Below are 13,861 nucleotides of genomic sequence, written 5' to 3'. Positions count from 1 at the left end.
ACTGAGTGTCATTTTTGTTCAAATAAGTTTATGCCATTTACTTTTTCGCCAAGATATCCTCTCCCTTGTAATGGAAGGGGAGTTTTCACGCGCTAAAAATAGACAAATTCAGAAATGAGTATAGAATCTTGCGCAAACGTTTGGCTAGTTCTAAACTTTATGGTAGAATAAAACACAACATTGATAAGCAAGAGGAAAAACAATGCAAAATCAGACACTTATGCAATACTTTGAATGGTATCTGCCTCATGACGGCCAGCACTGGGCTCGACTAACAAATGACGCAGAGCACCTAGCAAACCTTGGTATCAGCCATGTCTGGATGCCACCTGCCTTCAAGGCAACCAACGAAAAAGATGTAGGCTATGGTGTTTACGATCTTTTTGACCTAGGTGAATTTCACCAAAAAGGGACTGTCCGTACCAAGTATGGGTTTAAAGAAGACTATCTTCAAGCCATTCAAACCCTAAAGGCACAGGGAATTCAACCTATGGCTGATGTGGTGCTCAATCACAAGGCTGCTGCCGATCATATGGAAGCCTTTCAGGTTATTGAAGTGGATCCTGAGGATCGTACCGTTCAACTAAGCGAGCCCTTTACTATCAATGGCTGGACTCACTTTACTTTCGATGGCCGCCAAGATATCTACAATGACTTCCACTGGCACTGGTACCACTTCACAGGTACAGACTACGATGCCAAGCGCCGTAAATCTGGCATTTACCTGATCCAGGGGGACAACAAAGGCTGGGCAAATGAGGAATTGGTGGATAACGAAAACGGCAACTACGACTATCTCATGTACGCTGACCTGGACTTTAAGCACCCTGAAGTCATCCAAAACATCTATGACTGGGCTGACTGGTTTATGGAAACGACTGGTGTGGCTGGTTTCCGTTTGGATGCCGTTAAGCACATCGACTCCTTCTTTATGGGCAATTTCATCCGTGATATGAAGGAAAAATACGGAGAAGATTTCTATGTTTTTGGGGAATTTTGGAACCCTGACAAGGAAGCTAACCTAGACTATCTCGAGAAAACAGAGGAACGTTTTGACCTTGTCGATGTTCGCCTCCACCAAAACCTCTTTGAAGCTAGTCAGGCTGGAGCAAGCTACGACCTTCGTACTATCTTTACTGATAGCTTGGTTGAACTCAAGCCTGACAAGGCTGTCACTTTCGTTGACAACCATGATACCCAACGAGGACAAGCCCTTGAGTCTACTGTTGAAGAATGGTTCAAGCCAGCAGCCTATGCCCTCATTCTATTACGCCAAGATGGTCTTCCATGTGTCTTTTACGGAGACTATTACGGCATTTCAGGGCAATTTGCTCAACAAGATTTCAGAGAAGTTCTTGATCGTCTCCTAGCCATCCGAAAAGACAGGGCCTATGGAGAGCAAACAGACTACTTTGACGATGCTAACTGTATCGGTTGGGTTCGTTCAGGTGCTGAACATCAATCTCCAATCGCTGTCCTTATCTCCAATGACCAAGAAAACAGCAAATCTATGTTTGTCGGTCAAGAATGGGCTGACCAAACCTTTGTTGACCTCCTTGAAAATCACCCAGCACAAGTTACAATCAATGCTGATGGTTATGGAGAATTTCCAGTAGTGGCAGGTTCAGTCAGTGTCTGGGCAGCAAAATAAACCTATCAGGTACAAGCCAGATCCAACCGGATTTGGCTTTTTTGTATGCACAAAAAGACCTACCCAAACGGATAGATCTTTATTGTCTTACAATTTACCTGCTACTGCCTCCAAGAGTTCTTGGATTTTCGCTTGATTGCTTCCTCCTGCCATGGCCATGTCTGGTTTGCCACCACCACGTCCATCGACGATTGGAGCCAATTCTTTGACAAGGTTTCCTGCATGCACATCTTTTGTCTTGCTAGCTACAAGAACGTTCACCTTGTCACCGATAGCGGCAACTAGGACAAGCACGTCAGAGTAGTCTTTTTGTTTCCAGTTATCCGCAAAGGTACGAAGGGCACCTGCATCTGATACAGAAACTTGGCTTGCAATGTAACGGTGACCATTTGCTTCATTCACATCCTTGAAGACATCACCTGCAGCTGCAGCCGCGGCTTTTTCCTTCAATTCTGCATTTTCTTTTTGCAATTGACGAAGTTGCTCTTGAAGTCCTTCAACCTTATGAGGAACTTCCTTGAGTTGAGGTACTTTCAAGGTTGCTGCTACTGCTTTCAGAGCGTCTTCTTGTTCGCGATAGGCTTCAAAGGCTTCCTTACCAGTCACTGCCAAGATACGGCGAGTACCTGAACCAATACCTTCTTCTTTGACAATCTTGAAGAGGCCAATTTCAGAAGTGTTACCTACGTGGGTACCACCACAAAGTTCCACTGAGTAGTCACCAATCGTAACAACACGGACTTCCTTACCGTATTTCTCACCAAAGAGGGCCATAGCTCCCATTTCTTTGGCTGTATCAATGTCTGTCTCAACAGTTTCAACTGCGATGGCTTCCCAGATCTTCTCATTGACTTGTTGCTCAATAGCACGCAATTCTTCTGGAGTTACGGCTTGGAAATGGGTGAAGTCAAAGCGGAGGAATTCTACTTCATTAAGTGAACCTGCTTGAGTTGCATGGTGGCCAAGGATATTGTGAAGGGCCGCATGGAGCAAGTGAGTCGCCGTATGGTTCTTCATGACACGGTGACGACGGTTGGTATCGATGGCCAATGTGTATTCTTGGTTCAAAGCAAGTGGTGCAAGAACTTCAACAGTATGAAGAGCTTGTCCGTTTGGTGCTTTTTGCACATCCGTCACATTCGCTACGACATTTCCTTTAGCATCCAAGATTTGACCGTGGTCAGCTACTTGTCCACCCATTTCAGCGTAGAATGGAGTCTCTGCAAAGATAAGAGAGGCAGTTCCTTCAGATACAGCTTCTACTTCAGCATTGTCCGCTACGATAGCCACCAACTTAGAAGGCAATTGGCTGGCGTTGTAGTTGAAGACACTTTCCACTGTAATGTTTTGAAGGGTTTCATTTTGCATTCCCATTGAGCCACCCTTAACAGCAGACGCACGTGCACGTTCTTGCTGTTCTTTCATGGCTGCTTCAAAACCTTCACGATCGACAGTCATCCCAGCTTCTTCAGCGATTTCTTCCGTCAACTCAACTGGAAATCCGTATGTATCATAGAGTTTGAAGACATCTTGCCCCGCGATAACGTTTTGACCTTTCGCTTTCAAATCAGCTACAATGGTTTCAGCAAAGTGTTGACCTGAGTGAAGGGTACGAGCAAATGACTCTTCTTCGCTCTTCACGATTTTCTCGATAAAGTCACGTTTTTCAAGCACTTCTGGGTAGTAGCTTTCCATGATTTTTCCAACAGTTGGAACGAGTTTGTAAAGGAAAGGCTCATTGATACCCAATTTTTGACCATGCATAGAAGCACGACGGAGAAGACGACGAAGGACGTAGCCACGGCCTTCATTCCCCGGAAGGGCACCATCACCGATGGCAAATGAAAGAGAACGAATATGGTCCGCAATGACCTTAAAGCTCATGTTATCGCCATCTTGGTCGTAGACCTTACCTGACAATTTCTCAACTTCACGGATAATCGGCATGAAGAGGTCAGTTTCAAAGTTTGTCTTAGCCCCTTGGATAACAGCCACCAAACGCTCCAAACCAGCGCCCGTATCAATGTTCTTGTGTGGCAATTCCTTATATTCACTACGAGGTACAGCAGGATCAGCGTTAAATTGTGACAAAACGATGTTCCAGATTTCGATGTAACGGTCGTTTTCGATATCTTCTGCAAGTAAACGAAGACCGATATTTTCTGGATCAAATGCTTCTCCACGGTCAAAGAAGATCTCTGTATCTGGTCCAGAAGGTCCCGCACCAATTTCCCAGAAGTTGTCTTCGATTGGGATCAGGTGGCTTGGGTCCACTCCTACTTCAATCCAGCGGTTGTAAGAATCTTTATCGTCTGGATAGTAGGTCATGTACAGTTTATCAGCTGGAAAATCAAACCATTCTGGGCTTGTCAAGAGTTCATAAGCCCAGGTGATAGCTTCATCACGGAAGTAGTCCCCGATAGAGAAGTTCCCTAACATTTCAAACATAGTATGGTGACGTGCAGTTTTTCCAACATTTTCGATGTCGTTGGTACGGATAGCTTTTTGCGCATTGGTAATACGTGGGTTTTCAGGGATAATGGTTCCGTCAAAGTATTTCTTAAGGGTTGCTACCCCAGAGTTGATCCACAAAAGAGTTGGGTCGTTTACTGGAACCAAGCTGACTGATGGTTCTACAGAGTGACCTTTGCTTGCCCAGAAATCAAGCCACATTTGGCGAACTTGAGCACTAGATAGTTGTTTCATAATATCTCCTTATTTACTTGTTTAATTTGATTGGCTTTCTAGCATCTCCACATAGTCAATCGCGACACAGAGGGAAATGACCAGGTCTGCATAAGAGTCTTCATAGACGGTTACGGTGTAAGTTGAGGTCAAATGGAAAATCTCTTTCCGAATCTCGGCAATCACTTGGTCGCGGTCATCCAACAATTTGAAATTCAAATCCCATATATTGCCCTCGATACGAAGTCCTAGATCATCAAACTCATACTTATCTCGAAAGAAGGTCAACTTCTTACGAATAACGAAATTGGAACCGTTTCGTAGCTGAATAGTAAAGCGAGGAAGCAAGGTGAAAAATTCTTTACTGATTTCACTGACCTGCTCACCATAGGCGTCATAGATGGTAAAGGTCTTAGGAATTTGGAAGAAAGAGCCCTCCACCTGATAGTTCACTACTCCTCTATCATCCTTGATATCGAAGCGTTCGCCCCCAAGACGAAACTTTTGTTTCACGAGAAATGTCTTCATAAACACCTCCAAAAATCAAAAGACAAGCTCATATCACGAAGGGCGAAAAACCGCGGTACCACCTTCATTCAATGAACTTGTCATTCTCTTATTCTTATGCAATTGTCTGATTGAGTAGCATGACTTTCTAACTTAGATGGCTCGCAGCACCGCCATTTCTCTGGACTAAGATGACTGAAAATCAATTCTCAACTTTCTTATTATATCGTTTTTTGGGTTCTGCGTCAACTGGGAAAGCAGGCACATGCAATCTCATTATATGTATCATCAGCAAAAAAAGATTTATTGATAAAGTATATTATTGACGAAGTAAGTCAAGCATTTCATTATTGAGTGTTTGGTAACAAGAGAAATAGTTATCATCAATCTCAAATGTATCTTGTAAAATAAAGCGCAAAGTATCTATAGTCTGTTGCAATTTCTTTGAATTGACTAGTTTACTATCAATCTCTGACAAGCCATGTGCCACCTTATTTCTCTCACCATTTAAGCTATTTATTAGCTTTATTGACTTAATTAATTCAGGAGAAACTTGATAATAAGATAGAATATTTTCATAAGACAAGAGATTTAAGGTTGACTGAGGGGAATAAATTCTTTCCTTCTCATCTTTTATACCCTTGGCTTTCTTAAATTCTAGGTCAATGAAATCTAAAATAGCTTCAAAATCCTTGTATTCTTCATTTAACTTTGGAAAAGTCCCATCATATTTGATTAAATCTGGATAATCTTTCTTTATCTTCTCCTCGATGATAAATTCAACATAAGACTTTGATTTGATTAAGACATCAGCAACCTGCCCTCTCTCTTTCAAAACTTCAATCATTAAAAAGTAATTAAGAGCTTTTTTCTCAACCTCTGTGAGTGAATATCCCTGAATATCTTTTAAAATCGCTTGAGTTTTAAATACTTTTACAAAATCATTTAATATGTCTCTTAAACGAGCTAATTTCTTTTTAGAAAGTAATTTATTGTATTCTTTTCTAGTAACTAATTCTTCCGCAGCAAGATAATCATAAGAAGAGATTAAATTTCTTAAGTGGCGCTTGATAAGAGACTGATTGAATTTCTCTGCTTCATCTTTGATTGTACGATTTTCGTAATCCTTTTGATTATCCTCGTTCTCGTCAAAAAGCTTCTGCTCACCTTCACTTGTAAGGGGCACATACTTTCTGTTTGCAGATTTGTTAGGAGTTGCAACCTGTATGGCTTGCGTATTATAATCATTAATTCGATTTAAGGCAAATAAAGCAGAAATAATCTGAGGTGTCCCTGAAGATAGATTTAAGATTAATTGATGATCTGTTCCAGAATATTTTTCAATAATCTGTCCCATCACTTCATACATTTTATCAAACAGATAGACTTCATCATTTTTCAATATGATTGATTCAATAACCACTTTAGGATGATAACCCTCTATTGAACATAATGCTTTCTCAACAAGATCTTTTTTTACTAACATTTCTTCACTATAAACCAAAACAATTTGTTCAGGTCTATATGTTCGAGCAATATGTAATAAAGCTGCATCTCGATTATTGCTTATCGGATCTGTCGTTCCAACTGCTGAAATTAAAATTTCCAAGATATTCTACCTCTCATTATTTCAGTAATTCTAATAATTCCTTATTTAAGTCCCTGTAGAAGCTAAAATCCTTCTCAACGAGTTGATACTGTTCCTTGACTAGTCCCTTTAAGGTTTTTAGGACAGGACCTAACTGTTTTAATTCCTCAGAATCTAATGGATCCAATTTATGAGCTACAGTATTTCGAGTTGAATTCATGCTAATAACTGGTTTGATTTTTTTATATTGATTCCACTCATGTTTTTCTTTTAAGATCTTACTATAATCCCAAATCCCGAGATAATACTTCTCTGATTCACTCACGTAATTATCCAAAAATCCTGGATAACGATTTTCGATATAATCTTCTAAGATAAACTCTGTAAGGTTTTTAATTCTAATCAGACCTTCACTAAAATTACCACGTTCTTTTTGCAAATCAATAGTCAAATAAGCATTTAATACTTTTTTCTGTTCTTCGCTCCATTTTTTCTTTTGTAGGAGTTGAGGTACAGCTTGCCTATCTAATGAATCTACAATATCTTGCAACTTCTTGCGACATTCTTTCAAACCAGGAAAGTCTGATAATTGATTAGCAACCTCTAAACTTGCTTTATAATCATATTTCGTAATAAAATCACGTAAAGTTTTCTTCATTAAGCCTTGTTTAAACTTCTCTGAAGTATCTTCAATGGTTCGGTCGATAAAGTCCTGTTTGTTATCTAAGTTCGTATCAATTAGTGCGTCAATATCTTTTGAATCATCATGTCCAACTCCTGCATTTGAATCATTTTCAGGACTTGAAACTTGTACTGCCTTGACATTGATTTCACTAAGTCTATTAATCACAAACAAAGCCGATTTTACTTGAGGAGTTGCACTTGAAAGATTAAGAATAAAATCATCGTCTTTTGTATAATACTCTTGTATAATAGCATCAAATTGATCATACATAGTATCAAAAACAAATACATCTTCATTCAAGATAATTGGTTCATGACATACAATTTCTGGGAGGTATTCAGAATCGATAGAGTGAATTACTTTCTCAATATCATCTTTCTTACTAATTGTTCTCTCTGAAAAAACAATAATAATCTTTTCTGGACGATATTTTCTCGCAATATGTACTAAAGCTCCATCGTGAAAATTACGGATTGGATCTGTATCACCCACTGCTGAAATCAAAACCTTCATTTAGTAATCTCCTTAATCATAAAGTTTGCCTTGCCCATCTCATAGAAAGACTCATCATTCATGATCAGTTTTCGGGTTGCTTGTGTTGTTTTAACACTTTTCATTGGTGCTTTTGTTAATTTCAACACTCCCTTACCAACCATCTTTGTCTTCATTCGACTATACCGTTTTTGTAAGATTCCATCCGCTTGTTGAAACAAGGTCTTTGTCCAGGCTCCACTTCCAGCTCCCAAATAGATAGGATATTGAAGATTAGGCTGAATCTTATTTTCAGGAAAATCTGATAAGAAAAATTCTTTATATTCTTTGTAAAAAGCTTGCGCTCTCTGTCCTAATTCCTCAATTAAGATTCCAGCTTCCTTAGTGGTTGTAGTAATGGTGAAACTGATTCTAGTTAAGGGTACGATTGCTTCTCTGTATAAAGGAAGAGGCTTGGCAGTTAAAGACTTGGCTGAATAATCCCATTTTTGAACTAGAATAATCTGCTCATTGTTAAATGGCTTACTATCACTAACACGAATAGCATTGAACAAGTCATTAAATTCTTGACCCTTTTTGGCACCCCATGGAATCATCTTTTTGTTTTCTTTAGGACCTCTCCCACGAAAATCGACTGCATTCCTATTGTTCCAGTCAGGATTGGTATTCATTAAAATGGTCCGAATAGCTCCCTTTAAGGAACTACCTGGAATATACGGACTCCCAAAAGGGTCTCTAATAAATTTTGCAACTTCATTTATCGTGCCTAATTTGGAATCGCGATTATTTTTTTCAATTTCCAAACCAGTCTCAACAATCCGGTAACCACCGAAATCACGATTAGATATCCGGTTATCATCCAAGAAGGAAATCAAGCGATTATTTCTGGCGTTTGGCTTTGTCTCTTGTAAAAAACGCTCAAACTTCTGATCGTATCCTTTCTCCACCATTCGATTATAAAACTTACCCATATCAGGGAAATAAAAGTACCCCTTTTCATAGATAAATTCTCGAGAAGTATATTTCTCACCACTCCCAATATGAATAGGGGCCATGGCTAGGAGGCTGAATTGAAAGGTTCTATATTCTGTTTTCATCTTTCTCCCTCCATCTTGAAAAATAGTGGCTTAGCATAGTTTAATACTTCATGCGGGAAATCAAGAGGCCTTACATCTACAATCTGTCCTGTAAAGGTTTCACAGAAAGTAGATCCAGAAGCAAACTTATATAAATCCTGCTTACGATAATTTTCATTAGTTTCTGTACTAAAGGCAAAACCACTTGATTTACTTAGTAAATAGGAACCTGTTTCCATAGCATGTTCAAGTTCCTTTTCAATGGGTAAAGAAGTTGTTAAGGCCATGACTGTTCCTTGATGGACCTTAGTAAGACGATTTTTAAGAGCATCAGGTATGTCTGTAATGGTTAAATCAAACCGTCCATAGCCGCTAGAACGTTTACCCCCAATTCCCGCGTACTGCAAACTTGTCATGAGTTCATTCAAAAGGTCTGATTCGGTAGCAATCACATAGAGAGCAGACTTATCAGCAAATCTAACCGTAGAAACTTGATAAAGAGCCCCATCCACATGAGGTTGGTTTTTAGTGATAATGTTTGTTACTGCATGTTCTGCATCTTCAAAAAGCGTCCCATTTACATAGGAATCAAATTTATCTAAAGGAATAAACTGAAGTTTCTTTGCCATTTTCGCTTGACGTCTTACTTCTTTAACATCCGTTGTTAAGTCTTGCTGATCAAACTTTGGAAATCCAATAGGCTTAGGTAAAAATGGACTTGACTGATAAGGAAAGGCATCAGTCAAAACAAAATCATCTTGACCTGCTAATGACACAAATTCCTCCATTTTCTCCATTTTTTTCGCCTCAATAGCCAAGGCAGAAAATAATCGGTCAGCTGCAAAAGTCATTTTAGAACTATCCAGAGTACCTGCTCCAAAGTGAGCAGACTGAAAGTTCATAATATACATCTTATAGGTCATACTAGACCTCCGTAGTTAAAAGTTCATTCAATCTACTAACATCATAGTTTCCGAAAACTGTATTTGCTTTAAGATCCTCAAAAACAACTTTACCATATCCACGAGAGCCAGATCCACCTAAATAATCAAGTTCCAGAAGTTTTAATCCATCAAGTATTACTTTGAAATCTTCTTCCACTTGATCTTCACTGTCATCTGTGATTTCATAGATTAATTCAAATGCAAAAGCACTCTCACGGATGGCACGTTCAATTTGTCTTGGATTCGCTTCAGCAGTGATACGGTCAATAGTATTTTCAAACTTAACTTCAGTATAACTCTTGACCCCTAATGAATCTAACTTGTCCTTATTGATTAAAAAAGCATCTCTAAAAATGAGTCGCCCCATTTTATAGCGATTATCAGAACTGTTCCCAAAGAGTCGACTTAGAATTTCTCCATCTTCTCCTGGTTTCTTAGCTAGTCGTTCATTATGAACTTTTGAAAGGAGACTGCGCATCTTCCCTTTGATACTTGAACCAGGAATAATGGGTAAGTTAGTAATAGGATCCTTGATTACAGGAGAATCAGTAGCCCCAATTGCCGCAAAAGCATTGCTTGTACCAATATGAAGTCCTGTTTCTAGACGAATTTGTCCTTTTACTTGAATTTTTGCAAATGCCATTAATCTTTTCCTCCATAAAATTTGAAATAAGCTACTAGTGCTTCCATATAGCGGCAAAAACGTTGGAGACTTTCCTTATTGTTAATTTCTTTTAAAATGTCTAGAATTTCAGCTTTTTTCACTAAGTCTTTAACCGCAGTTTCTCTGCCCGATTGATAAACAAACTGCACTCTCAAATAAGCAATTTTGTCAGCTAAATCCTTATACTCTCTAACCTTACTTTCATCAAAGAGGGTACTCGTCAAGCTTAGTAGGTTTCTAATTTTGCTGGTTGTTAAAAGGAATGCTTCAGGGTTCCTAGAATCTCTAGTGTTTCGATTCAGTGATTTAATAACATTCTCTGCCTTATCTACGTAATTATCATCTGTTAAAATTGCCATCTATGAATCCTTTCTAATCTCATAAATATATAGAAGTAAAGCTATCTCTGCTTCCTTACGTTCATTATCGCTACCTGTATACCAAGAAAAGAATAAATCTTTAAACTCTTTAAACTCTTCTTTTTTATCCTTAGAAGTTTGATCTTCTAAACGGGTCAAATAATAGGCTAATCGAGCAATATTCATACGATCGTAGTTGCGAAGGAGCTCAATAAGTCTATATACAAAACTCTTTCCGCGCTCATCTTGAATATTAAAGTAGTAACGAATGCTCTTCAATTTCCCATTATAAACATTGTCGATAAATTGGTCGAACTTCAAGGTATAGGCTTTTTCAAAAAGGGAAATACTATCCTTGTCGTTATCCTTGGCTGCTCCTTCAAGCTTACCAGTTTCTTCAGCCATGAGGCTAACTGGAGTTTTATCTGGAAAGAGACCGATCCCTGCTGATAGGGTTAATTTGCCATTTGTCCACTTGATAAAGTTTTGTCGGAGACAAATAGTGAACTCAATAATATCCTGCCAGGAACCGATAGCAAATACATCATCTCCACCGGCATATATGATCGATAGTTTTTTCTCTTTGGCAAACTGGTTGATATAGACCTTAAAGAAGAGACTCATACTTCTAGAGAAGGTCGCCGAACGTGCCAGAGTATTATACTTGCCACTATCTTGATAAGAGAACCCAGCCATAAAGGCGGCTCCTAGATCATCCACATCTAGTCGAACGACTGCCAGACGCTTAATTCCTTGTCCAGTTTCCCTATCCTGAGATAATTTGGCATACTGGTCAATCTCATCATACTTGTAATCTCCGACAAAGACATGGGTTGCTTTTAGGATATCTGTACTATAGCTATTCTTGACATAAACACGGTCCCACTCTTCATTAGCGAGGTCGGCTTTGGAAATACCACTAATATAGGCTCCCGGACCTATCGGCAGGCCTTTTTCTTTTGTCACAATATAGTAGTTTTCTTGTATCTCCTTGGCAAAGCGATACATTCCAGCACAGATATGGCAGACCTCTTGGTCTTTATGCTTGATAAGCTTTTCGACTGAGTGACATATTGCACATTCTCTCTGAGAACTTTGTCCTCCTTGGTTGAGTTCGAGGAGAGTTTTGGCATCATAGCGTGAGATTTTCTTTTGAGAAATCATCCGACTGGTTGTTTGATAGACTTTTCGATAGTCGGCCAGTGTCGTTGTCATATCATTGGCAGAAAACGGACTCCAACCAAATGCTACATACAAGCCTGTCTGGAAGTGCTTGACCAAAAACTGATTGAATTCTGCTTCAAAGTTAGCCAAGGTTTCTCTAGTTTTTTCGGTGTTTGGAAGGATAAAGTAGGCGTGCCCACCACCGACGTAGAGGAGATTAGCCCTCGTAAGCTCTAACTTCTCCAGTAAGCTGTCAGAGATATGTTCTCCCATAAAATCTAGATACAAGGAACGTGCTTTTAGTTGTTTGGCTGCACCAGCTGTTGCGATATTGTAGATAAAATCCTGAATCCCTGACAAGTCAAAACTTGCTAATAAAAAGGCCTTCTCGCTATAAAAAGCTTCTAAATCTTGTCCCAGTACCTTCTCATAGTCACGGCAATTCTTGTCTGCTAAATAGTCCTCTATAGCTAGGGAAAAGCCAGCTATCAGACGACTGTAGGTTGCTAGAGAAATATCTGATAATCCCTTGGTTCTTGTCGAAACAGGTACATAGGAAAGAGTAGACTCAAGGAGATTCAAAAGGGCATCTATCTCAGATTGGCTAAAGTCAAATCTCTCAAACTCTTTTTCTAAGGTCTCTACTATCAAGTCATAATCTGACTGGTCAGACGGCTCACTCGATTCCTTAGCATAGTTTTGCTCCCCGTCAAGCTCTAATGGACGCGCATCAAGATAACGCTGACTAGGGCTATCTGAAAATACATTGAAGATATCCGATTGTTTACTTAGGAAATCTTCTTTACCTCCATGAGTATCTGCTGCTCCTTTTAGGCCTGAAGCAATCTTTGCAGCAGCTGACGTGATATAGACCAAACTATCAGGAGCCAAATCCGTCGGCAAATCACTAGAAGTCGCCTTGGCTATCTGCTGGGCTATCTTTTCATTATCCGAAAAGCGTCTAAACCATTCGGACCCAATGGTACCCAGGTCTTTCTCATCATACCTGGAACCTTTAATCACCTTGCCGATAGCGTGCAAAAGCGATCCATAAACTAAATTAATCTTTTCTTTCTTCAAGTTCTAAACCTCCCATCCCTAGGCTAGTTTTCATACCTAAACCTGAGTATTCCCCAAATTTTAGAAGCATATTAGCATAAGCTTTCAAGGTATTTGGACCTGTAATCTTAAAGGTCAACCTTCCCCTAAATCCAGGGATTTTTTTGCCATGGACTTTAAAATAGCTGGACTCCAATCGGTAGCTGGTAATCCTACTGTGCTTGACCAAGTAGTCCAGGGTTTCCTCTTCGATGTCCTGACGATTCTCGACCAGACGTGCATACTTCATCATCAAACTCTGAAAGATGAGGCGCATAGTCGGAAAGAGCACATACTCTCCCTGGGAGCGAAATCCTGTCGGAGTTTGAAAATGAATGGTGTAGAGTGACCGATCTTGGTTTTCATTAAAAAACTCAAAGAGTTGCTCCGAACTGAGATCTTTCATGGACACAGACTCTACCATGAGAGTCGGTAAATCATGAAGCTCTACTTTCTTGAGCTCCAATAGAACAGGCAAAATCTGCTTGACAGCCTCATCCGTCAGGAGATGAAGGGACCACAGGGTCTTGTCCTTTTGATGGATGATTTTTAGTGAGTAGGGGTTTGTCTCCTGCTCATGTAGCCAAGTCACATATTCTGATTCTAGGTTCTCCATGAGAAAACCTTGGAATTTTGTCGATAGGTCGCTCGGTGATTGGTCAATCCGCTTAAATGATAGTTCGATGCGTTTCATATGCCTCCTTTATTGATACAATTGCGCTTTTGGTTTCTCATGAGCGCTTTTTTCTTTTACTTTTAAAATCATTTGCCCTTATGAAACTGTCCCCTCTCGAGGTAGATAGGTATCTTTACAAACGAATACAGGTGCATCTATCGTAAGCACTCAAAATGGGAAGTTCCCGACCCCTCCCGAGGTAGATAGGGAGCTATACCCAAAAGAAAGCAGGATTTAAAATGCGTACAACAATAGTTTCCGGCCCCTCTCGA

11 protein-coding genes are annotated in these 13,861 nt (G+C 39.7%); 1 reads left to right on the top strand and 10 read right to left on the bottom strand.

Annotated features, from left to right (window positions below; genetic code table 11):
• Window positions 1–202 precede the first annotated feature (202 nt).
• Window positions 203–1,651, top strand: coding sequence for an alpha-amylase (locus tag D8844_RS05165; RefSeq protein WP_125422450.1), 1,449 nt, complete (start codon window positions 203–205; stop codon window positions 1,649–1,651).
• An 87-nt stretch (window positions 1,652–1,738) separates the two neighbouring features.
• On the opposite strand, the gene alaS is transcribed toward D8844_RS05165, so the two are convergent.
• The 10 genes from alaS to cas6 form a co-directional block, all read right to left on the bottom strand.
• Complete coding sequence (alaS, locus tag D8844_RS05160) at window positions 1,739–4,357, bottom strand: alanine--tRNA ligase (protein WP_125422447.1); 2,619 nt, start codon at window positions 4,355–4,357, stop codon at window positions 1,739–1,741.
• 21 nt (window positions 4,358–4,378) lie between these two features.
• The gene (locus tag D8844_RS05155; RefSeq protein ID WP_000847083.1) at window positions 4,379–4,864 is read right to left on the bottom strand and encodes an LURP-one-related/scramblase family protein; all 486 of its coding nucleotides are present in this window, start codon (window positions 4,862–4,864) and stop codon (window positions 4,379–4,381) included.
• 298 nt (window positions 4,865–5,162) lie between these two features.
• On the bottom strand, window positions 5,163–6,452 hold the full coding sequence (gene csm6, locus D8844_RS05150; RefSeq protein WP_125422444.1) for a type III-A CRISPR-associated CARF protein Csm6: 1,290 nt from the start codon (window positions 6,450–6,452) through the stop codon (window positions 5,163–5,165).
• Window positions 6,453–6,468: 16 nt separating this feature from the next.
• The gene (gene csm6 / locus D8844_RS05145) at window positions 6,469–7,629 is read right to left on the bottom strand and encodes a type III-A CRISPR-associated CARF protein Csm6 (RefSeq protein WP_125422441.1); all 1,161 of its coding nucleotides are present in this window, start codon (window positions 7,627–7,629) and stop codon (window positions 6,469–6,471) included.
• Window positions 7,626–8,705, bottom strand: coding sequence for a type III-A CRISPR-associated RAMP protein Csm5 (csm5, locus tag D8844_RS05140; RefSeq protein WP_125422439.1), 1,080 nt, complete (start codon window positions 8,703–8,705; stop codon window positions 7,626–7,628). Before csm5 ends, csm6 (D8844_RS05145) begins: the two co-directional genes overlap by 4 nt.
• Window positions 8,702–9,607, bottom strand: coding sequence for a type III-A CRISPR-associated RAMP protein Csm4 (gene csm4 / locus D8844_RS05135; protein WP_125422437.1), 906 nt, complete (start codon window positions 9,605–9,607; stop codon window positions 8,702–8,704). Before csm4 ends, csm5 begins: the two co-directional genes overlap by 4 nt.
• Window position 9,608: 1 nt before the next feature.
• Window positions 9,609–10,271, bottom strand: coding sequence for a type III-A CRISPR-associated RAMP protein Csm3 (gene csm3 / locus D8844_RS05130; RefSeq protein WP_125422434.1), 663 nt, complete (start codon window positions 10,269–10,271; stop codon window positions 9,609–9,611).
• Entirely contained in the window at window positions 10,271–10,651 is a 381-nt protein-coding gene (gene csm2 / locus D8844_RS05125) for a type III-A CRISPR-associated protein Csm2 (RefSeq protein WP_006148241.1), read from the bottom strand. The genes csm3 and csm2 overlap by 1 nt, the downstream gene beginning before the upstream one ends.
• Window positions 10,652–12,895 carry a type III-A CRISPR-associated protein Cas10/Csm1 gene (gene cas10, locus D8844_RS05120; RefSeq protein WP_125422431.1) on the bottom strand — a complete coding sequence of 748 codons (2,244 nt, stop codon included), beginning with the start codon at window positions 12,893–12,895 and terminating at the stop codon, window positions 10,652–10,654.
• Window positions 12,876–13,607 carry a CRISPR-associated endoribonuclease Cas6 gene (gene cas6, locus D8844_RS05115; RefSeq protein WP_125422428.1) on the bottom strand — a complete coding sequence of 244 codons (732 nt, stop codon included), beginning with the start codon at window positions 13,605–13,607 and terminating at the stop codon, window positions 12,876–12,878. Before cas6 ends, cas10 begins: the two co-directional genes overlap by 20 nt.
• Window positions 13,608–13,861 lie beyond the last annotated feature (254 nt).

Source organism: Streptococcus oralis (assembly GCF_003942875.1).
Classification (GTDB): domain Bacteria; phylum Bacillota; class Bacilli; order Lactobacillales; family Streptococcaceae; genus Streptococcus; species Streptococcus oralis_BX.
Note: the sequence above shows the minus strand (reverse complement) of the source record. Positions and strands in the feature narration are given on the sequence as shown.